Source organism: Magnetospira sp. QH-2, from assembly GCF_000968135.1.
Taxonomy (GTDB): domain Bacteria; phylum Pseudomonadota; class Alphaproteobacteria; order Rhodospirillales; family Magnetospiraceae; genus Magnetospira.
This window is the reverse complement of the sequence record NZ_FO538765.1, coordinates 1,285,252-1,305,077: the sequence shown is the minus strand read 5'-3', so window position 1 is coordinate 1,305,077 and position 19,826 is coordinate 1,285,252. Positions and strand designations below refer to the sequence as shown.

The 19,826-nt window shown below is 53.5% G+C and carries 14 protein-coding genes; 5 read left to right on the top strand and 9 right to left on the bottom strand.

Annotation, left to right across the window (positions count from 1 at the left end):
* Nucleotides 1-79 precede the first annotated feature (79 nt).
* Nucleotides 80-2,404, top strand: a complete 2,325-nt coding sequence (locus MGMAQ_RS19400; RefSeq protein WP_052716178.1) for a cache domain-containing protein — start codon at nt 80-82, stop codon at nt 2,402-2,404.
* On the opposite strand, the gene MGMAQ_RS06130 is transcribed toward MGMAQ_RS19400, so the two are convergent.
* The 8 genes from MGMAQ_RS06130 to MGMAQ_RS06100 form a co-directional block, all read right to left on the bottom strand.
* The gene (locus MGMAQ_RS06130) at nt 2,382-3,275 is read right to left on the bottom strand and encodes a hypothetical protein (RefSeq protein ID WP_046020845.1); all 894 of its coding nucleotides are present in this window, start codon (nt 3,273-3,275) and stop codon (nt 2,382-2,384) included. The genes MGMAQ_RS19400 and MGMAQ_RS06130 overlap by 23 nt on opposite strands.
* Nucleotides 3,272-3,832: a hypothetical protein gene (locus MGMAQ_RS20660; RefSeq protein WP_148560869.1), complete on the bottom strand. Its 561-nt coding sequence runs from the start codon at nt 3,830-3,832 to the stop codon at nt 3,272-3,274. The genes MGMAQ_RS06130 and MGMAQ_RS20660 overlap by 4 nt, the downstream gene beginning before the upstream one ends.
* Nucleotides 3,833-3,837: 5 nt before the next feature.
* Nucleotides 3,838-4,365 (bottom strand): hypothetical protein, encoded by a 528-nt coding sequence (locus MGMAQ_RS06125; RefSeq protein WP_046020844.1) that lies wholly within the window; start codon nt 4,363-4,365, stop codon nt 3,838-3,840.
* The gene (locus tag MGMAQ_RS19395) at nt 4,365-4,985 is read right to left on the bottom strand and encodes a glycine zipper domain-containing protein (protein WP_052716177.1); all 621 of its coding nucleotides are present in this window, start codon (nt 4,983-4,985) and stop codon (nt 4,365-4,367) included. Before MGMAQ_RS19395 ends, MGMAQ_RS06125 begins: the two co-directional genes overlap by 1 nt.
* Nucleotides 4,986-5,087: 102 nt before the next feature.
* Nucleotides 5,088-6,617, bottom strand: a complete 1,530-nt coding sequence (locus tag MGMAQ_RS19390; RefSeq protein ID WP_052716176.1) for an SUMF1/EgtB/PvdO family nonheme iron enzyme — start codon at nt 6,615-6,617, stop codon at nt 5,088-5,090.
* Nucleotides 6,607-7,818, bottom strand: coding sequence for an ABC transporter permease (locus MGMAQ_RS06110; RefSeq protein WP_046020843.1), 1,212 nt, complete (start codon nt 7,816-7,818; stop codon nt 6,607-6,609). Before MGMAQ_RS06110 ends, MGMAQ_RS19390 begins: the two co-directional genes overlap by 11 nt.
* 12 nt (nt 7,819-7,830) lie before the next feature.
* A complete protein-coding gene (locus MGMAQ_RS06105; RefSeq protein ID WP_052716175.1) occupies nt 7,831-8,565 on the bottom strand; it encodes an ABC transporter ATP-binding protein in 735 nt (244 codons plus the stop codon).
* The gene (locus tag MGMAQ_RS06100) at nt 8,562-10,700 is read right to left on the bottom strand and encodes a vWA domain-containing protein (protein ID WP_148560867.1); all 2,139 of its coding nucleotides are present in this window, start codon (nt 10,698-10,700) and stop codon (nt 8,562-8,564) included. The genes MGMAQ_RS06105 and MGMAQ_RS06100 overlap by 4 nt, the downstream gene beginning before the upstream one ends.
* A 764-nt stretch (nt 10,701-11,464) precedes the next feature.
* Between MGMAQ_RS06100 and MGMAQ_RS06095 the strand changes: the two genes are divergently transcribed.
* The 4 genes from MGMAQ_RS06095 (at nt 11,465) to MGMAQ_RS06080 (ending at nt 18,320) form a co-directional block, all read left to right on the top strand.
* Entirely contained in the window at nt 11,465-11,983 is a 519-nt protein-coding gene (locus MGMAQ_RS06095) for a hypothetical protein (protein WP_046020841.1), read from the top strand.
* A 7-nt stretch (nt 11,984-11,990) separates the two neighbouring features.
* Entirely contained in the window at nt 11,991-13,553 is a 1,563-nt protein-coding gene (locus MGMAQ_RS06090) for a tubulin-like doman-containing protein (RefSeq protein ID WP_046020840.1), read from the top strand.
* A gap of 268 nt (nt 13,554-13,821) precedes the next feature.
* Complete coding sequence (locus MGMAQ_RS06085) at nt 13,822-17,010, top strand: hypothetical protein (RefSeq protein WP_148560866.1); 3,189 nt, start codon at nt 13,822-13,824, stop codon at nt 17,008-17,010.
* 2 nt (nt 17,011-17,012) lie between these two features.
* The gene (locus MGMAQ_RS06080) at nt 17,013-18,320 is read left to right on the top strand and encodes a hypothetical protein (protein WP_046020838.1); all 1,308 of its coding nucleotides are present in this window, start codon (nt 17,013-17,015) and stop codon (nt 18,318-18,320) included.
* Between the two features lie 32 nt (nt 18,321-18,352).
* Here MGMAQ_RS06080 and MGMAQ_RS19385 read toward each other — a convergent pair whose 3' ends face one another.
* Nucleotides 18,353-19,264 (bottom strand): transglycosylase SLT domain-containing protein, encoded by a 912-nt coding sequence (locus MGMAQ_RS19385; protein ID WP_052716174.1) that lies wholly within the window; start codon nt 19,262-19,264, stop codon nt 18,353-18,355.
* Nucleotides 19,265-19,826: the final 562 nt, after the last annotated feature.

Genomic DNA, 19,826 nt, shown 5'->3' with positions numbered 1-19,826 from the left:
TCCGCAAGCCCCGTGGATTCCTGGGTAAATCACCTTATAATGAGTGCGGATATTTCCTGGGAGATCAATAGTAAAGGGTATGACGGATAAACCGAGCATCGTTGGCTCCCTTACGCTCCGTATCGCTCTGGTCGCGGTGATTGCGGTCGCCTTGATCGGCGGCCTATGGATGCGTACCGAAATCCATGAGTACAGCGAAGATGCCGAAAACCTTCGTGATAAGCTGGTGGCCGAACAACGCGCCTTGCTTCAAAAGGTGGTCAACGACGCGGTTTCGGTCATTGATCATGGCCGCAATCAATCGAAACAGATCATCCGCCGCAAGCTCCGGGTTCGGGTTCGCAACGCCCTGGCCATCGCGCGCGTGCTCTATGAGACCAACGTGGATCGCTTGGAGCGACATCTCCTTGAAGATCTGATCCGCGAAACTCTGCGTCCCATTCGTCACGATGGAGGACGCGGCTACTTCTTCGCCTTCCGCAAAAGTGGACCCGATCAGCAGTTTGCGGTGAAGTCTGAATTGGAAGGACCTGACATGGTCCCCATGAACAGCGTCACGGGGGAGAAAGTCATCCAGGAGATGCTCAAAATCGTCGCCAAAGATGGTTCCGGGTATCACACCTACGCCTGGACCAAACCAGGTGGCACCGGGGATGATTTCAAGAAAGTATCCTATTTCGAAGTTTTTGAACCGCTGGATTGGGTGATTGGCACCGGGGAATACTGGTCGGACTTTGAAAAGGACATACAATTGGATGTGCTCGCCCGGCTGGAGAAAATAAGCTTTGGCGATGAGGGTTATGTGTTTGCTGCTGACTGGAACGGCTACGGCCTGACCGGCCCGGGCAAAGGCCGGAACATGATCGAGACCACCGATGTCAATGGTAAGAAAATCGTCCAGGAACTGATCGAGGTGGCGAAAAGCGGCAGTGGATTCGTCGACTACGTCATTCCGGCTTTCGGCGACCAAGCGGCGGGCCCAAAGACCAGTTACGTAACCGGTTTTCCCGATTGGCGCTGGTATGTGGGGGCGGGAACCTATATCGGCGAGATCGACCACATGGTCGCCCAACGGGAATTGGAACTGTCCAGCCGCATTCAGCGCAACGTGCTGGAAACCGGGGCCATTCTCGGGGTATTCCTGCTGGTGATCACGTTCACGGCGCGCCGGGCGTCGAAGAAGGCCAGCCGGATCCACTCCCGGTTCGCCGAATTCTTTTCCCGCGCCGCCCGGGAATCCGAAGGCCTTGATGCCGAAGCCATGGAATTTCGGGAGTTTCAGGAATTGGCTCAATCGGCCAACCGCATGATCGAGGCCCGGCGCCAGGCTGAATATGACCTTCGGCTGACCCAGTTTGCCATCGACCATAGCGCCGACAGCATTTTCTGGATTGCCGACGATGGAATCATTTTTGCGATCAACGAGGCGGGCTGCGCACTTTTACAGGCCCCCTGTGAGGAGCTGATCGGCAAACCTGTCGGCGATCATGTGCCCCTGCCCGACGATGGGGACTGGAATGCCTTCTGGCGCCGCCTGACCGAGACCGGCAACACCACATGGGACGGCTCGGTGACTCCGCCCGAGAGTGCCCGGATTCCTTTCGAGGCCGTGGCGAACCACCTTGAATTCGATAACCGCCAATATGCCTGCGCCATCGTCCGCGATATTTCCGCCCGGCATCGGACGGAACGGGAGCTGGCCCAAAAGACCAATCAGCTGGAAACATCCAACGCCGAACTCAAGCAGTTTGCCTACGTCGCCTCACATGATCTTCAAGAACCTCTGCGGATGATCACCAGTTACCTACAGCTACTGGACCGTAAATATAGCGAAGACCTGAATTCGGAAGCCCGCGAGATGATGAACTTCGCCGTCGAGGGCGCCACCCGCATGCATTTGATGATCAATGATCTGTTGACCTACTCGCGGGTCGAAAGTGCGGTAAGGCAGATGGAGGCCCTTGATCTGAACGACGTGGTCGCGGAAGTCTTGATGAATCTGGAAACGGGAATTCGGGAAAGCAATGCCCAACTGGTTGTCGGCCCCCTACCGACCGTTCAAGGGGACCGGTCGCAAACCATACGGCTGTTCCAGAACCTGATTGGCAATGCCATCAAGTACCGCCATCCCACCCGCACCCCGGTGGTCGAAGTGGGCGTGGAGCGCAAGGCCGGTTTCTGGGAATTTCATATCACCGACAACGGCATTGGTATCGAACAGCAGTATCAGGACCGCATCTTCATCATTTTCCAGCGCCTGCACCATCGGGAGGACTACGAGGGAACAGGTATCGGGCTCGCCATTTGCCGCCGGGTGGTGGAACATCGGGGGGGGCGGATTTGGGTCGAGTCCATCCCCGGGCAGGGAACCACCTTCCGCTTTACCCTGCCGGCTGAGGCTTAACGCCTCCCGCATCTTGTCGGCCAGGCCCTTGATGGATTGTGAAATAGAAACTGTCAATCAGACTCCAGCATTGGGACTGTAGATGAACCTCGGCCCGGCGCAGGACTTCATTTTCATCGTGCTCGTCGTCCGCAGCCGCTGCTTGATTGTCGGGGCCCCACCGGGAGAGATCGGCTCCATGCCCGACGGCAACCACGAGCTTGTCGAACCAGGCCCCCACCTTTTCAGAGACCGGATCGTTCTTCTTGTCCCAACTCTCTACCACAAGCTTCCTGAGATGGGTTTTGACATAGCTCGCCCGGTCCTGTGAAAGCTGGTAGTTTTTCTGCGATTTGCAGAGTGAATCGTTCTCTTTGCATACTTCATTGCTATAGTCGGGCGAAGCATGACCATGAATCACGATGCGGATATCGCCACAGACGGGAAATAACTTACCCTTATCGTCAGCGCGGCACCGTTCGAGTTGTCTCTGCCAGCTCAATACCGCCATCACCTTCGGCAGAATCTCATCCTTGATGTCTTGATCGGTCGTATCGAGGCCTTCGGATATCGTCAGCTCATCATTGCCGTTTCGGGCTGGAACCCCTCTTTCGAACAGGATCGGCGGCAGTTGATAGAAGTAGGCCGCCTCCTCGATCCGGCGCCGTTCAAACAACTCCTGAGTCGAAATACCCCTCTCCCGCGCAATCTTTCTCATCTTCAGCTTAACATAACTCTGGTTCGGATCGTTGCTGCTATAGTGCTCTTTTGGCGCCGTCTTCAAAGCCCATTCCAATGGTGCGCAGGCATTTGCCTTCTTCTCAACACTCTTTACGGTGGTGACAACCACAATGACCAGCATAACCACTGCCAAAAGGAGGTTGTTGTTCATCCAATACCCCCTTCTGTATCACTGTCATCTACACCACCCATTATCGAATAGATGAATGAACTACCATTATAACGAATTTTTATTACTTGGTTCTTATTTTCACTTAATTGAAAAACAACGGAAACTAGTATTGATAGCAGATACTTAAAATCATTTTTACTTAATTCGCCGAAACAAATACCATCTTCATCTTCTGGTACCCCAGACTGCCCTCCATCGCCGCCACCATCACCACTACTTTGTACTCCAATACGATAACTCTCCTTATTTCTATTTTCTAATATTATGTCTATTATTAATTGTAAAATGTAAAGAACTCCGATATAAATAAAATAATAAAATATATATTCTTTTGACGACGGGCCGTTATAGACATCCATTAACAATACAGCTGCAATACACAACATAGATATATTACTGATACCGCGAAGACCCCTAACAGTAATATTATTATTATATTTTCCAACCAACATAATTATGTAACAAATTGCATATAAACCTAACGGAATAAAAAATATAATATTACCGCTGTTATATACTCTAATAATAAACTCCATATCACTCACTCCCCTTCCATCTTATTTACAGTATTATTCAAAGCCCTCAGGCGCTGCCTAGTCACTGTTATATCGTAAGGTATTCCGTCTTCGTTTGATTGCAGGCTGTGGAGTTCCCCCTTCAAACGCTCCAATTCGTTGGTTCGTTGCTCAAGATACTCTTCCATTTGTTCCCGCTTCTTGGATATTCCCTTCAGTTCTTTTTTTCGTTGGTCCAGTGATCGCTGCATTGTGGTCAGGCGCCCCAGCAAGGTCGCGACTTCCGCCCGCATAGCCTCCCGTTCGGCCTGCAATTCCTCGGCGCGCTTTTCCAGCGCTTGAATGACGCCACGCTGACGTTCTATCTCGCGCTGCTGCTCCGCCTGCCGCTTGCCATAGGTCCCGTCGAGCAAGTCCTGTACACCGTTGAAAAATCCCCCTTCGGCCGGATCCCCAGAGGTCTGGCAAGACGATAGAAACACCCCGCCGCCGACCAGCATAACGGGCAGCATGATAGCCGCCGCCCTGCGATCCTTTTTTTTGTCAGGCTCCATTACGGTGCTCCGTCCGCAAAAGTGTAGGCCTCACCCAAGTCAAGTAGCGCCTTGCGCTTTGACCTCATTTCCGCCACCTCACGGGAAGCCTCTGAATCGCCAGACTCCAGTCCACGTTCCTCCATGCTCTTCACGGTATCCTCGAAAAAGGCGATCTGCTCGTCGGTGTTTTGAACGGCCTCGTCCAACAGTTTTTTATCCCGCTGGACCCTCTGCATCTGTTGGTTAAATTCCTTTTGCGTGATATGGCCATCGGCCAGATCTTTTCTCAATCCGGCCATCTTCCGGAGATCCTCGTCGACCACGACCCGAGCCGCATTCAACACCCGTTGGGCTTCGACGTTTTTGGCCTTCAGGTCCGCCAGAATGGCCGCTTGGGCTTCTTCCCGCGAGGCGGCACTCGCTTGTTTTTGGGCCACATAGTTCCCTGCGACGCCGCCGGCCACCGCCCCTAGCATACCGCCAACCAATCCGCCCCTTACCTTGCCGGTGACGACGTACCCCAGCAATCCACCCAGCAGGGCGCCCGCAGCAACCCCCTCGCCAACGGTGCGTGAAAAAGTAGCGTTGCTATCGCGCAGGGCCTGCCGAGAGGTTGAGGTCTCTCCCAGTCCTGGCATGCCAGTGCCTCCGGTGACACACCCCCCCAAGGACAACGGCAGACACACAGACAAAATAACAATACATCGAAACAAAATGTTCGTTTTCATTTAATATCCCACCTACAGTTCCTTATTAAGGTCTAGCTCACCTGTTTTATTATAACTATCTACATCCCTTATTACCTGACTTAGACCTACATAAAAACTTCTATCATCATCTGATTTTTTATTTATTATATTGTCTATCATGTGTTTTATTTCTGAAAAAGAATAAGAAATAAACATATTCTTTATATATGATAAATATGAAATATATACATTACTTAGTTCTTCATATGAATTTCTCATTCTCTCATCAAATGATTCCTTATCTTTCATCCATGTATTTTTTTCTATTTCAGTTATTTCATTTTTATTTTTTTCAGCGTAAGACAAGAATTTTTTCAGTTCCTCCTCGTAGGATTTGGCAAGGTTGTGCCGGGTCCGGTAGTCAGCTTTCTTGGCCAGAACCGCCGTGACCAAATACATTCCCGATTTCACCTGGGCTTCTAGAAGCGCCGCCCTCAGGTCGCCTTCCGTCTTGTTGTCGGGGATGGATGCGTGTTCTTGGCTCGCAGGCTCGCCTGCCCGCTGCCCCAGGACCGAAGCGAACGTCGTGGCAGATTTTCGGGCGGTTTTGATTTGCTTTAGGCTTTTATGGTCGTGGATCACGGGAGCGGATAGAACCACCCGGAAGCCAACCGTTTCCATCCGGTTCACTCCAGCCCCTCCTTCCTTGCTCCGGTATAGCGGCACCTCTTCCCTTGTCGCCGTCCCCAGTTGATTCTCCTCGGTCGCGTAATCGCCCCCGCGCACGGTAGCGCCGCCGATCCGGCCATGCAGTCTGTTCGGCCAGGTCAGTTGAAATAGGTTGAGGGTGTACTCGGCCACGTTTCCAAGCATGTCGTAGAGATTCAGCGGATTAGGCTGCAGCAAACCGATGGGTTGTGGACCAGGTTCAGTGCTGCCGAAATGAGCCTGCTGGCTCAATGGGACGTCTCCAGCGGAAGGAATATCGACCGCGAGACCTCCCCGGGCGGCAAATTCCCACTCCGCCTCGGTGGGCAGCCGCACATGGGCCAAGAAGTCCCCCGCGCTGGGAAGACGTTGCTCTTCGTGCGCGCGCAACCATTGACTATAGCGATCTGCAAAAACTTGTGCTTCGAGCCAAGAGAGTCTGCGCGCTGGTCGCCGCCCCTCCTCGTCAGCCCTGGGACATTTGCCTGTCCCGACGGACAGGACGGCATCGTACTGATCTTGAGTCACCTCGTACTTTCCGAGGTAGTAGTAGTGAGCCCGCCCCGACTCTTGAGGCTCTTCGAATCCCCCGGCAAGATAGGCCGTGCGCGTGCCTCTGATCGCGCCTTCGCCACTCCCGATGCTCAGTTCCCGGTCTGCCATGGGAGCACCGTTCGCCACATCGATCCGCCGGAAAACCATCGCCCCCTTGCAGGGCATACCCAAAATCAGATCGTGGTCATTTGGCTTGGGGTTGTAGAATTCTTGGGGCCACGGTTTGGTCTCGGCAGCAGCGGTCGTTGCAACAAGCGCCATGCCAGTTACCCCCAACGCAAACTGCGCGATGCCCATGAAAGCTGTTCTACCGCTCACGAATGGCCTCCGCCGGATCAAGGCGAGCCGCATCCACGCCTGCCCAAAGGGCGGCTATGAGCGATACGCCAAGGGTGAACGCCAAGGCCATAGACATATGGTCCGGCCTGAGAAGACAGATGAATTCGTCCGTCGACAGGCTATCGGCGAAGGCCGCATTCAAGAGCCAACTGACCCCCTCAAACATCATCAGGGCAAGCACACTTCCGCCAACACCAACCAGCAAGGACTGGTATATGGGGAACAACACAGCCCCCCGGGGCGATACCCCCAACTGCCGGATGATGGCCAAATCCCGTTTCTTTCTTTCCACATTCGACAGGAGATTGGCAGCCAAGGACGCCAAAAAACCGCCCGCGCCAATGACCGCGATGATCCAGAAGATTTGACCAAGAGTGGAATCGAGAATCCGCAAATCCCGGATCTGTTCCACCTCGCTATGGGTTTCAATGCCCTGGTCTTGCAGGTGATCTATGAGAGCCTCAACCTGGAAGATATCCTTTGCGTATAATCTGAACTTGGCATAGACCCTCGGCGAAGAACGCGGATCCTTGCCCGTTGTGCTCACCCCCTCGACCTTGTAGCCGTCACGATAGTCCTCGATCCGTTCCAGCAAGGATAAGGAAACAAGCAGGCTATCGGCGTTTAAATGATTGGGCGGCAACAGGTCGGCCACTCGCAAGGAAATCTCCACGGTTTCCTCTTGACCGTTTATCCGACGTACCACCATCCCGACCAACGTCGAACCCACTTTCAGATCGAGTTTTCTCGCCAGTCCCTCGGACGCAAACACGTCAAGGGACTCGTTGAGTCTACCCGAGCCGTCTGGAACCAACGGATCACCGGGTTCAGTGGGGTACAAGGCCACCCCCTGGAGGCTCGTTCCGGTATGAGTGTTCTTCAGGTCATAGAAATCGGCGGCCAGTGGACGAACGCTCGGAATGACGAAATCCACCTCGTCTCGCGCCTTTAACTGGTCCAGAAAAACATCGTTGAATTGCCCGGCCCCAACATTGATCAAATGGCGATTGCCGGGATTGGTCATCAGCTTGTTGGTCAACGTATCGACCATACCGAACTTCAAGCCAAAGAGGATCAACAGCGGGCTAAGAACGGCCGCCAGAGCCAGAATCAGACAGATGGACATCTTGGACTCGTGGATGAAATCCAGGACAGACAGCTTGAAAACAACGCCGGGCATCGTCGCCTCCCATCAACCGGAAAACGTGGAGACAACGCCATGTGGCGTATCGGTAAGAGCATGTTCCAAGATGGTGCAGCCGTACTTCTTGGCCAGCTCCCAATCATGGGTCGCGATAACGGCGGTTGCCTTTTCGGTCCGGACCAGATCGACCAACAGCGCAAAAACCCGCTCGGCATTGTGCGGGTCAAGGGAGGCGGTCGGCTCATCGGCCAGTATCACTTTGGGTCTGTGAATCAAGGCGCGGGCGATGGCGACTCTTTGCCGTTGTCCCACCGAAAGTTGGGCCGGTTTTCTATCCAACAGCGGCATCAACCCCAAATGCTCAACAAGCGATACCTTCGCGGCCCGAATATCCTGCCCGTTGATCCAACCAACCAGCTCGATATTTTGCCGAACCGTCAAATATGGCAGTAACCCGCCGGTCTGCATCACATAGCCGAGATTGCGGCGACGTAACTTTGTCAGCGCGCCCATATTCCGCTTTTCCCACATCCTCCTTGCATCCAAGGGCTTGCGATTGCGGCCGACAAATTCGAATTTCGTGCAGACATCGGGCTGGAGAGTCATCCCAAGGATATCAAGGAATGTGCTCTTGCCGCAGCCGCTCTCCCCTCGCAGCACGACAATGTCTCCCGCTTCGACGGTCAAGTTCTCCACGGCCAGATGAAAGGGGTCCGTCTCCGATGTCCATGTCTTTCGAAGACCGGAAAGAGCATAGGTATAGGTTGGCCGTATTGGTCTCATGGCATCAGCTTCAGGGGAATGGCATAGTAGGCTTCGCCACTCCCGTCCTGCCCCTCGAACGAGGTCCAGAGATCGGCATTGTCATGATACTTTCGGTAGGCCAGGATTTTCGATGTTAGGCTGTTGATGAACGACTGCTTACGCTCCGCACCCCACCCCAACCAGATATCCTCGGTGATGTTGAGAATGCTGCTGCGATAAGGCAGGCCTTCCAACAATTCGTCGATCCGCCCAACATCCCCCAACCGAGCGATCTTCTTCGGATCACGGGTCATCACCGCCGTGGTCGATCGCAGTCGATTGAAAAAGCCTTTGCTCGTTAGCTTCCCTTGATCAGCGGCTTCCAGGATTGCCTTGAGTGCCTGATGCAGGTCACTGAGCTGGTTCTTACTAAGCAAAACACGGATTTCAAAGGCTTGTAGCGACGGCGTGATCGGGTCCCGGTCGGCAACCCACGCCTGGAACACCTCCGGAGGGCTGGCTCCTTCCACCCGCCCCTGATAAGCGAGCCGCATGGCACGGGCCAAGCGGGACACAATTTTTTGGGTCGGCTGATCCACCTGGTCGGTCGGCTCTCCGGATTGCCGCCCCTGGAGGTCTGCCATGATCGTATTCAACGCCGTCTCGATCACATTGTCATAGCGCTCAAGATCGCCACCCTCGACAGGGATGTAACTGACGGCCACCTCCTGTTCCAGAGTCGTCGCCAATTGCCTGTACTGGGCCATGGCCCGTTCCCAATCATTGTTTGTTTGGCCTCCGGGTGTCCGCAGATGAATGGTGACGATATGCCGATTGGTTTCCTTCGCCTGAACCGCCAATTCATCGGGATTTTTGCCGCTTCCGCTCAGAGGATCCCCAGCCTCCCGGGCGCTTGCATCGGTGATCAGCACAATGATGCCGGCGTCCTTGTCCGACCAGTCCAGGCCCCGCCCGTTGTCCAACGCCCGTTCGATGCCCGACATGGCGTCTTCCCGGTAGTTCCGGCTGGAAACTCTGGCCTCCGTCATGGTGCGGAACACTTTCACCAACTCATTTTGTCGATGACTTGGCACAAAATCCGAATGCACTTTTGTTAGATATTCAAGACCTGGAGTAGCTTCTAGACTGTCGCGATAGCCCACCACGGCAATAGAGATCCTGGCGTCTTGGACGTCTTGCCGGATCCGGGTCATGGTGTTTTCCAAAACCCTGCGGACCCCATCAATATAAGGTTGCATGGAAACGGTCGTATCGATCACGAAAACAAGGCCGAAATGGGGTTGCGCCGCTCCCACCAGACTGGGCCGTCGGTCGGGATTGACGTCCGCCCCCCGGCCACAGCGGTCCGTGTCCATTGCCTTTGCCTGGGCACCTCCTGGAATGGATTGAGAGATCGCCGCCACCTGCATCAATTTGCCACGCTGACCGTTCCTCATGCGGATGGTCTCGGAGCGAAGAATGGGGAAGAAGTAGAATCCCTGGCTCGGATCGGCGTACCCGCGCGGCTCCACGGCGACAATCATATCAGTGGTGGTCGGATCACCGGCGCAATAGCCTTTGTGAAGCTGCTTATAGTCTTGCTTCGCCGCTTGCACATTGTTGAGCAAGGCTTCCTCACGATCTCCAAAGAACAGGACTTGATTGCGTTCGCTACGTGGAGCGAAGGTCATCACAATGCTTTGGTTCCAAAACGTCAGATCACGCGCGGCGACCCAACCGCTGTTGGTTCCCTTCAGATCGAACCCCACCTCGAACCAGAATTCATTGTCCACTTCTTTCTCAGCAAACAAATACAAGATGGTGAGCGGGGGAATGGCTTTTGATCTCGGCGCCGTAGCAACCGATGGCGAATCCCGGAGCTGTAGTGTTTTGCGCGCCAGAACGCGCTGATAAAGGGTTTCCTTGCCGGGTATCAGGAGAGGGCGCCTCTCATTCACTTCCTCTTCCCCCCCCTCTAGCTCTGGAAGTACAGGAAGAATAGGAGGGATATGTTCGAAGCTGCTGCAGGTTGTCGCGTCGCCATAGACCTCTTGCTTGACAGGGTCATCGGGAAGGATGATCCCGGCGGCCACGTTGGCTCCGGTAACCAATAGCCTTGCAGCGATGGCGGCTCGATCTTCACCCCAGCGAACGGCGGCATCGTACCAGCACATGGCTTTTTTTTCGTTCGCCAGTTCTCCGGGATTGAGACCTTTGTCAAAGAACATCGCCGTGACGTAGGCTGCGGATGCATGTCCTTTTTCGGCCGCTTCCAACATCAAAGCGAAGCTTCGGTCGCGATTGCCGTTTTGGAACTCGGAAAACCCCTGTCGATACAACTCCTCTACCGATAAATGTGCTTCCCCAGGGGGAATGGGTTTTTGACCACCGGGATCAGAAACGGCCACTATCACCAAGACCAAGAGCAGGCCACCGGCGAGAATCACCACCGCCGGCCAGATTCCTCCAAACCCACTTCTGGTTGCTCTCCTGCCGGATCGTGCTGATCGAGGCACCCCTAAAACACCCTTGGCTTGCGGCCTATTTCTCCCACCACTCCCCCAGAAACCCATGTAAACACACCCCTATTCGACCCATAAAAACTGAATTCACATGACTTAATTTTATTCACCCACGTTTATTATAGTAAACTTCATTTCATAATTAATTATTCATTATATACATAGATATTTATGCATTATTTTGACCATTTTTTCATAGACACATATTATTTTTATCATCACACCTTGACGTTGAGTCAAGATTATATCTTATATTGACTCAATATCATATGCGATGATAGTGTTTTAAAAAATTTGTTATTTTCTTTTTTATCTATTTTAAATATATAGATGCATATTTATATATTCATCTATGCATTTACTCTGCCAGATACGGTGTTATACACACCTAAAAACTAGTAATTGGAGGGGGATTCATGCCGATAAATAAAGGTCTTTCTATTGTTTTTTCTATTTCATACTGCCTTATTGTAGCTTCTTTACTATATTTACTATGGTCTTTAACCTATGAATATATTGTTGAGTTATTGATTCGCGCTGATTTGCTCGTTGGAGGCGCGGCGCTAACCTTCGTGAACAGAGCGGCAGGATTCGTGGAAGACGTCCTTGTCAGCGCCTGGGGTATTCTTGCCATTAGCACTATTGGTTGGGCCATAGAGGCAACAACCATCAAAATTTACGACCCCATTGAAGTTAGTGGCGCCCGCGTGATCTGGTGGCGCTGGTTCATTGTCGCCATCACATTTACGTTCGTCTCGGTGACATTGTTTTCCTATCTAGGCAATCATAGCGTGCTTTCCGGAACCGGCAAAATGCTTCTGCTTGGCTTCGCGCTTTTGGTCGTATTTCCACTTTATTGGATAGCAAGCCTGTTTTTGACATGCAAAGGGCTGAAAGCGGCCGTGCCTGGCTCGGGCCTACTGCGGGGGAGTTAACGAAACCATGACGCAAAACCATCTGATTGGTATCGGCGGAACGGGCGCCCGGGCCCTCGAAGCCGTGACACACTTGTGTGCCTGCGGGTTGGGTCCCGACACTTTGACCATGAGCTTTGTCGATGCAGATAAAGGGAATGGAAACCTGGCCCGCGCAACGCAGTTGCTGGAGCTCTACCAACAGCTCCGGGAGCGCTTGCGGAATGAAGGCGGGGCCGATCAGGGACAGTCGGATATTGGGGAGGACTGTGCGCTCTTCGGGACCAAGATCGCCACCCTTCCCCAGGGAAGCCATTGGTCTCCTGTGCCCGCGGGTAACGACAATATGCGGGAGCTGTTCAGCTCTCAGACCATGTCGGAAGATGCCCGTGATTTGTTTGATGGCCTATACAACAAGCATGAACAAACCCTCGACCTAACCGAAGGATTCCGTGCCCGCCCGGCCATTGGGGCGGCGGTCAGCTTGGCGGGCGCCCAGCCGGAAGAGCCGTTCTGGGATTCCTTACTGCAAGCGCTCAAGGAACCGCAACAGGGCGAAGAAAGCCGTATATTCTTGGTCGCCTCCATTTTTGGCGGAACGGGTGCCGCGGGCTTTCCCGCCATTGCCAAACTGCTGCGCGAAACCCTCCGCGATGCCGGTGTTCGACAGGGGGTTCATATCAGCGGTGCTTTGGTGCTTCCCTACTTCAGGTTTGATGCGAAATCCGGCCAGAATACGCAAAGCGCGCCGGGTTCCGATATCTTTCTGGCTCAAACTCGCGCCTCTTTGAAGCACTACTATCACCAGATGACCGGTGACCCGACACTCTTCGATAACATCTATTTTATTGGCTGGCCGGAACTGATCCCCGTGGGCGACTCACATCCGGGGGGCATGCAGCAGAACAATCCGCCTTTGATTCCCGAACTATCCGCCGCCCTGGCATCCCTGACATTTTTCCGGTCTTCCGAAGTTCCCGACAAAAAGCTTTATCGTTTCGGCAAACGCGCCGACAGAAATGGACAGCCGGTTCCTTTTGGCTGGGAAGATCTGCCGGACGTCACCGCTGATCGCAATTGGGAGTGCCGCGACCGCTTGGGACAAGCCTTGCGTTTCGCGATCGCCTTGGACTTGGTCTATGGCGAGTATCTGACCGTCGGTAACGGCGAGGTCGGCATTGGGATCGTTGAAAACCAAGCCTGGTATCGCAAGCTGATCGAAGACGCCGGAGTGGATATTTCCATGGACCGCCATCAAGATCTGCTGAAGAAAACCCGGCAGTACTGCCAAAACCTGATGCGATGGTCGATGACCCTTTGCGCGCGTTCGCAAACCTCCGACCTGAAGATCGCGCTTTTCGAAACCAGATATCTGGCGGGGAACAAACTTCTTGCGGATGGGTTGCTGGCTCTCAACGACAAGGCGGAAGAGCACCATATGGACGGCTTTTCCGATCTCGTTCATGGCAAGCCCGCCGATACGCTGGCGGAGTTGTTCGATGCCCTGACCTATTCAAAACCACCTAAGAACACGATGCGTATGGGCGTTTTTCTGAGGTCGCTGTACGAGCATTGCAGCCTGCCGGAATAGCCGCCCGCTGCAACGCTATCTGGAGGATTGATCACCCATGAGTCAGACGATTCACCTGCTGCCAAAAGCCAAAGAAAATGGCTATTCGACCCAACTGCCCAATGATGCCGGCGTATGGACGGGGGATGACACCTTCGACATGCTCGATGACGTGGCAGAAAATATGTCTGGAAACGTGCCTTTGACATTGGAAAAGGTGTTTTCAATTCCCGACGTCTGGGCCCAGGTGGTCGCCTTTGATTCGGCCCTACGAGACGATGATCACCCCTTGGCCAAACGGGCGGTCTGCGAGTGGAGGGCGATAATCGGTCTGTTGGCCGTCTCTTCGAGCAGGGGCGTAAACATCTCGTCTCGCACCATCTCCGTCGAAAGCAACACCCCACACCCGCAAGCAGGCATTGTTCCGTTCGCGAGAATTGCCGACATCATGAAGCCGAGCCATTCCACGCTGCAAACCGGATCATGGAATGAAATCGGCCTGCTGATCCTCAATGGCAAGCCACTGGCATTTCTCACACCCTCCTTTCTGGTCTGTCCGGTCAAATCGGCGACTGAGGCTCTACAAGGAGCCGTTCCCTGGATGGCCGACAGGATGTCCGATCCCTTGGGCGATGCCAGCCCGGAGGATTTGGCGCTCATCGCAAAATATCTCAATCAGCTGAACAGTGGCCTGCGGCAACTGGTGAAATCAGAGAATGAGGGACTGGTCGGCCACCGACTGCTTGACCTGATTGACGCCTTTGTCCAAGACGTCAGAGACCGGCGCCGTCATCCAAATCCGCCCATGGATCCGGCCCCGTTGGGCTTGAACATGCCACAGAATCAATCTGTCTATTCGCTGTTGAATTCAGCCTCCGTCATCCGTCACGAAACTCCCTATGAAATATGGATTCCGGCCCGTGTCCCGCTTCGCAATGCATTCAAAGGGGTTATTCCGGTATTCGCGAGCCTGCCCCAACAGATGGGAGTCGAGGCCGCCGAAATCCGCATCTGGAACGCCTATTCCCTGGATGACCTGCTCAATGATACGGCAAACATACTTCCCACAATCCGCAAGGAGGCCGCGGAAAAGGGTTATTTGATCGTTACCGAGGACGACCTGTTCGAACCACGTATAAGTAAGTTCTCAGACCAGCGGATTGCCAGCCATCCCGAGGAACTCCGGAATTATCTCTATCCCCTGAAACCTTTAACGTTGTTGTTGTTGGAGCCAGCTGAACTTCGCCGGAACTGCCGCCTTCGGCAACAGGCGGATCGCGCTATTGTGGACTTCACCCTGACACTGAAATCCGTTGCCGAAGGCACGGCCCCCCTTTCCATCACCCTGCAACGGACCTACGAAACTCCCGCCGATGCCTCCCATGAGATTTCCTCCAATCTGGTCGGGTGGCCGAATATTCAGTCCCCGCATTGGTCCGTCCACTGGCTGTTTTTCGAGGCTGATCCGGCTCTGAGTTCCATTTTGCCCACGGTCCCCTTGAACCTGGAGATCCTGACCGAGGTCCTGGACAAGGGCGACCTCCCCCGCGATGGCGTGGAAGCGGCCTCCTCCCTGATCGAAGCGGTGAAGGGTCAACTTAGCCCTTTGACCTTGGCCGATGATGAAAGATTTCTGTCCCGCCTATACCGGCTTTCCGAGCCTCCGGAAGCCTTGGCTTGGTCCAACGAGCTCTGTTCGGGCGATCAGGACAGCCGCCAAGGCCTGCTTCTGTGTCCCGTCCTTGACCAAGCGCACATGGACCCCCGTGCCTGGTCGGTGGGAATCGATTTCGGAACCACCAATACCAACGTCTACGTTGCGCGAGGAGCCGATATTAACAAAGCCCGGTTCAAGGATCGATTTGTTCCATACTTCGAGGTCCACAAGGATTCCGATGGCGACAGTCTCAAGGAGTTTTTCCTGCCCACCGGAGATATCCCTGTCCCGTTCATGACCGCGCTCACACGGCGTTTGAATGCGGAGACGATGGAAAGCACACCTCTATTGACCCACCGCATTCCGTTCTTCCATGGTGATCTTTCCAAGAGTCTGGATATTCTATTCCGTGAGAACCAATCGGAACAGATCAGCTTCAATTTAAAATGGGATGACCCAGACTGGAACCATACGGGTCGGTCCAGAGAGAATGTCACGATATTTCTATCCCAAGTCGTGATGATGAGTGCGTTGGAAATCATCGAACAAGGCGGCAATCCCGCCGAAACCGATTGGTGGTTCTCCTACCCCGAAGCGTTTTTGCCGAGTCAGATCGAAGGCTTCGAGGGACTTATGCCTCAGGCACTGGCCAAGGGCCTCGATATCAAAAAACCAGAAATACAGCCTAAATTGATGACAGAAAGCGAAGCCACGGCGCGGCACTTCTATGCCGCCAATCAAGACAAGGGCATCCTTACCGATACGGCCCTTGTGCTGGATATTGGCGGACAGACCACCGATGTGGCCCTATGGCAGGCTGGGAAACCCCGGTGGCAGGCTTCCCTGGAACTGGCTGGCAGACATACATTGATCGACTTTCTGGCCCACAATCTGACAATCCTCGACGCACTCAGCGAAGATGATGCGACAATGCGGCAGGCCATCAGCAATTCCTTACACAAAACAAACAATGCAAATAAGAAAAAAGGAAATAAACCGAAAGATAATAATACCATTGAAGCGACCAAAACCATTAGCGCCATAGAAATAATAGTCAACAGCGAGTGGTACAAAATAAAATTCTCCGATAAATTTCCGAGCATAGAGCCCACCCCCCCCATGAGGCTCCTCCATACCATTGCCGAGATCTCCCTATCCGGACTATTTTACTATATCGGTCACAATATTAAGCATTTGATCGATCAGGGCATTGTCGATCCGAATATCGCCCCCATGCACGTGTGCCTCGGCGGTCGTGGCAGCCTTTTATTCAAACACTATTTCAATGGCCAGCGCTCCGCCAAGGCCGTGAGCATTCTCAAAGAGAAATCAGGTTTTGAGAATATTGGTGATCAGTTGGTGTTTAGTACCCACCCGAAGGAAGAAGTCGCCCATGGTATGGTGGTTAGCCTCGAAGACCTTGACGGGAATAGGGCTGGGGCCGATGTGTGCCGGTCGATTGTGAGCGGAGAATACCTGCAGTGCGATGACAAAACCCTCGAAGCGGACACGCCCATGCATGAACTTCCGGTCGCCAACCGATGGAGCACCGGCGACCTGACCGAGCTTCGCGCCATGCTTGCGGCATTCGAAAAAACTTTCGGACATGGCATCGATCTAAACGATGCACTACACAGGGTCCTCAGCGACCGCATTAGCACCCCCATCGGCAGAGCGCGCGGTCGATATGAACAGGCAAGCAAGCGTGCGCACAGTTCTCACTCCATGGGGGGAATCGAACCACCGTTCATCATTGCGTTCAGAGAACTTATCGGGCTCATTATTGAAGGCGAGGTTGCTGTTGAAAGGGGTGACCAGTAACCATGGCAACGCGCATTCTCCGACATCGGCGAATTTTGTGTATGCTCGTCCTCTGTTTTTTATTTCCTACAAGCCTGTCGGCCCAGACTGCGCCCGCAAAGCCCTCTCCCATACAACAAAACGCCATCACACCCAAGGGGCAGGAGGGCGCCCCCTCCGAGGCAGAAGATACCCGGGTCATGGAAGCCTGCATTTGGGTTGAGCCAGATGATTTTGAGCAATTCCTTGCTCGATTTTATGGGTCGGACAATGCCCGGTCACCTGACTTGGTCGACCTTGTCTTGCAGGTCTCCCGCGAAGATGCCTGTCAAACATCATACCCAAAAGATTTTCAGGACCTGATCGCGGAAAAAGGCTCTCAGAACAGTGGCAGGGCCGCCGACCATTCTTTGGCCCCAGTCCCATTCTCAACAAGCGCCAAGCCCGTTGGGCACGTGGAAACAAAAGCATCCATACCCGTAAAAACAAATAATAAGCAATCTAATTTTACAAATCATCGTGACAAAAAAATTATTAGTATAATTAATGAAAACAGCGGCAACATATTTATAGGAATAATTCTTATTATTGTATTGATTTCAATAACAATTTCTCACTACATAACCACAGGCAAGCTTGATAAGACCCATAATTATATATTTAATACTGGGAAGAAATTACAAGCGAATCAGCATATCAAACCACCATGGCTTACAGATTTGGAAGAAAAAATAGACGACGTCCGAAGTCTGATACCAGACACAATGGTTCCGGGCGACGACACGTCATCTCCAGAGGCCGATGCCGAGGCTGAAAAATCCGCCGAGAACCGAAGTGCCTCACCTCCGACTGAAGGCCTGCCCCATCAGTCGGAACACCAACACATGCAAACGAACAAAGAATGGTATGCCGAGATCTCTAGCGCTTATAAACAGATCACCAGATCAACTTCTGACCCACGCCATCTTGTCAAACTCGCCGAATTATTTGACCAGCAATACAAACCCATTCATCTCGCGATGGATGGAACCAGCTTGTATCCGGCAACGGGAGTAACCGATTTTTGGGCGTTCAGGGTTCCGCACAACTCCCGTACGTACATTATTTTTCCTGCCGATCGTTGGTGGCACAAAGACTACAAAAGGTTCCGGAATAGCTATCAATCAGCCATGGGCGACCGGGTGCTCGACCCCTACTTCGACGTCCAATTCGCTGACGAATATGATTATGGCGAAGTTACTCGGCCCGCTTATGTGACCTCTGAGGGATCAAAGTATCGGCTCATCCCAAAACCCAATTCCGTTGGTCTTCTGAAACTCAAAAGTAGATAGCGCAAGGTCCGTGGCGACTCACACCCCCTTGTTCATTCATATCCATTGCCGATACGCCACTTGGTGAGCTGCTTGCGGCGGCGCTGCTCGAAATGGTTGGCTTTCTGGATCTTGGTTTCGCGGCCGATGGCTGCGCGCAGGCTTTGCTTGTTGCGGGCCATCTGTACAGCGGCGAGTACGGTAAAGGGCTGTTTGTCCCGCATGCTGCGCCAGTCATCTAATTGCTGGCCACGTTTGGCCGCGCCTTTTTCCGGCTTTGCCGCCATGCGCTTGAGCTTGAAGCTTCTGTTCAGGTCGACCAATCGCAGGGGGTCGATGGTGGCCGGCTTGGTTTTCGGTTTCGCTCCGGCAACCACCGTTTCATCGGCGCCGCCTTGCTGCTCATGCAAATCCGTCCAGGCCTCCATCACCTTGGTGCGGTAATTGGTACCTTTGACCCGACGGGTGGAATGATACTGCCCAGCCGCCTCGACCCAGGATTTTGTTCGCACCTGCAACCGAGATAAAAACGCGGCGGCATAAGCTACATTGGTTTTGGGGTCGAACGCCCGCTGCAAATCCGTGAACGCATCGTCATGATACATGAGGTTCACCTGCATGCAGCCCACGTCGATACTTTTCATTCCCTGAGCCCGCAACTCTTCTACCTTGGCCACGGCAGAGGCCTTGCTGGGCAGATAATACCCTTTTCCTTCGGCGTTGATGGTCCAGGGCCAGGCAGTTATTGCCCGCCCGTTCTGACCAGAGCGCCCGGTTTCAACAACCGATATGGCGGTTAGCAGATGCTGGGGAATCCCGTCGAGACGCTCTTGGGCCGCCGTATAGCGGGAGCATAGGCCCCAATCATCCCCATTTAAACCAGCCTTGGCCGCCGGGCTGGCCTGCGCGGAGTCAGGAAGCCATAAGCTCGCAAACATCAGTCCAAAGGCGAAAACCGGGCGCATGACGGGGTCAAAAACTCCTGAATAACCACGAAACATGGCTTTCCATGCACATATCATGCCATTTCGGCACCGCAATTATGCAGGTCAGGGTTACGGACCCATTTTCCATTTTCCTATTGTGCAGGTGCGGAATTTTCGATACATATTGCATCGCAGCAACAAATTGGGTTTCAAACATCCCCCCTGATTGTTGTTGCATTCTTGAACGTTTCCTCCCTGCACTTGGGCCGCCCCTTACCGGGCGGCCATTTTTTTTGGTCGCCCCATGGGCTCGGGGCCGCCCCTTACCAGACAGCCACTTTTTCAGTCGCCCCATGGGCTCGGGGCCGACCCTTACCAGACAGCCACTTTTTCAGTCGCCCCATGGGCTCGGGGCCGACCCTTACCGGGCGGCCATTTTTTTTGGTCGCCCCATGGGCTCGGGGCCGCCCCTTACCAGACAGCCACTTTTTCTAGTCGCCCCATGGGCTCGGGGCCGACCCTTACCAGACAGCCACTTTTTCACCAACACAGAGACTTGGACCAACAATCCAAAAAAAACCCTTCCGGCAAGCCGGAAGGG

Coding starts and splice junctions, on each gene's coding strand:
- MGMAQ_RS19400 (WP_052716178.1), top strand. CDS start 80: ATGACGGATAAACCGAGCATCGTTGGCTCCCTTACGCTCCGTATCGCT.
- MGMAQ_RS06130 (WP_046020845.1), bottom strand. CDS start 3,275: ATGAACAACAACCTCCTTTTGGCAGTGGTTATGCTGGTCATTGTGGTT.
- MGMAQ_RS20660 (WP_148560869.1), bottom strand. CDS start 3,832: ATGGAGTTTATTATTAGAGTATATAACAGCGGTAATATTATATTTTTT.
- MGMAQ_RS06125 (WP_046020844.1), bottom strand. CDS start 4,365: ATGGAGCCTGACAAAAAAAAGGATCGCAGGGCGGCGGCTATCATGCTG.
- MGMAQ_RS19395 (WP_052716177.1), bottom strand. CDS start 4,985: ATGCCAGGACTGGGAGAGACCTCAACCTCTCGGCAGGCCCTGCGCGAT.
- MGMAQ_RS06110 (WP_046020843.1), bottom strand. CDS start 7,818: ATGCCCGGCGTTGTTTTCAAGCTGTCTGTCCTGGATTTCATCCACGAG.
- MGMAQ_RS06105 (WP_052716175.1), bottom strand. CDS start 8,565: ATGAGACCAATACGGCCAACCTATACCTATGCTCTTTCCGGTCTTCGA.
- MGMAQ_RS06100 (WP_148560867.1), bottom strand. CDS start 10,700: ATGTGCTGGTACGATGCCGCCGTTCGCTGGGGTGAAGATCGAGCCGCC.
- MGMAQ_RS06095 (WP_046020841.1), top strand. CDS start 11,465: ATGCCGATAAATAAAGGTCTTTCTATTGTTTTTTCTATTTCATACTGC.
- MGMAQ_RS06090 (WP_046020840.1), top strand. CDS start 11,991: ATGACGCAAAACCATCTGATTGGTATCGGCGGAACGGGCGCCCGGGCC.
- MGMAQ_RS06080 (WP_046020838.1), top strand. CDS start 17,013: ATGGCAACGCGCATTCTCCGACATCGGCGAATTTTGTGTATGCTCGTC.
- MGMAQ_RS19385 (WP_052716174.1), bottom strand. CDS start 19,264: ATGCGCCCGGTTTTCGCCTTTGGACTGATGTTTGCGAGCTTATGGCTT.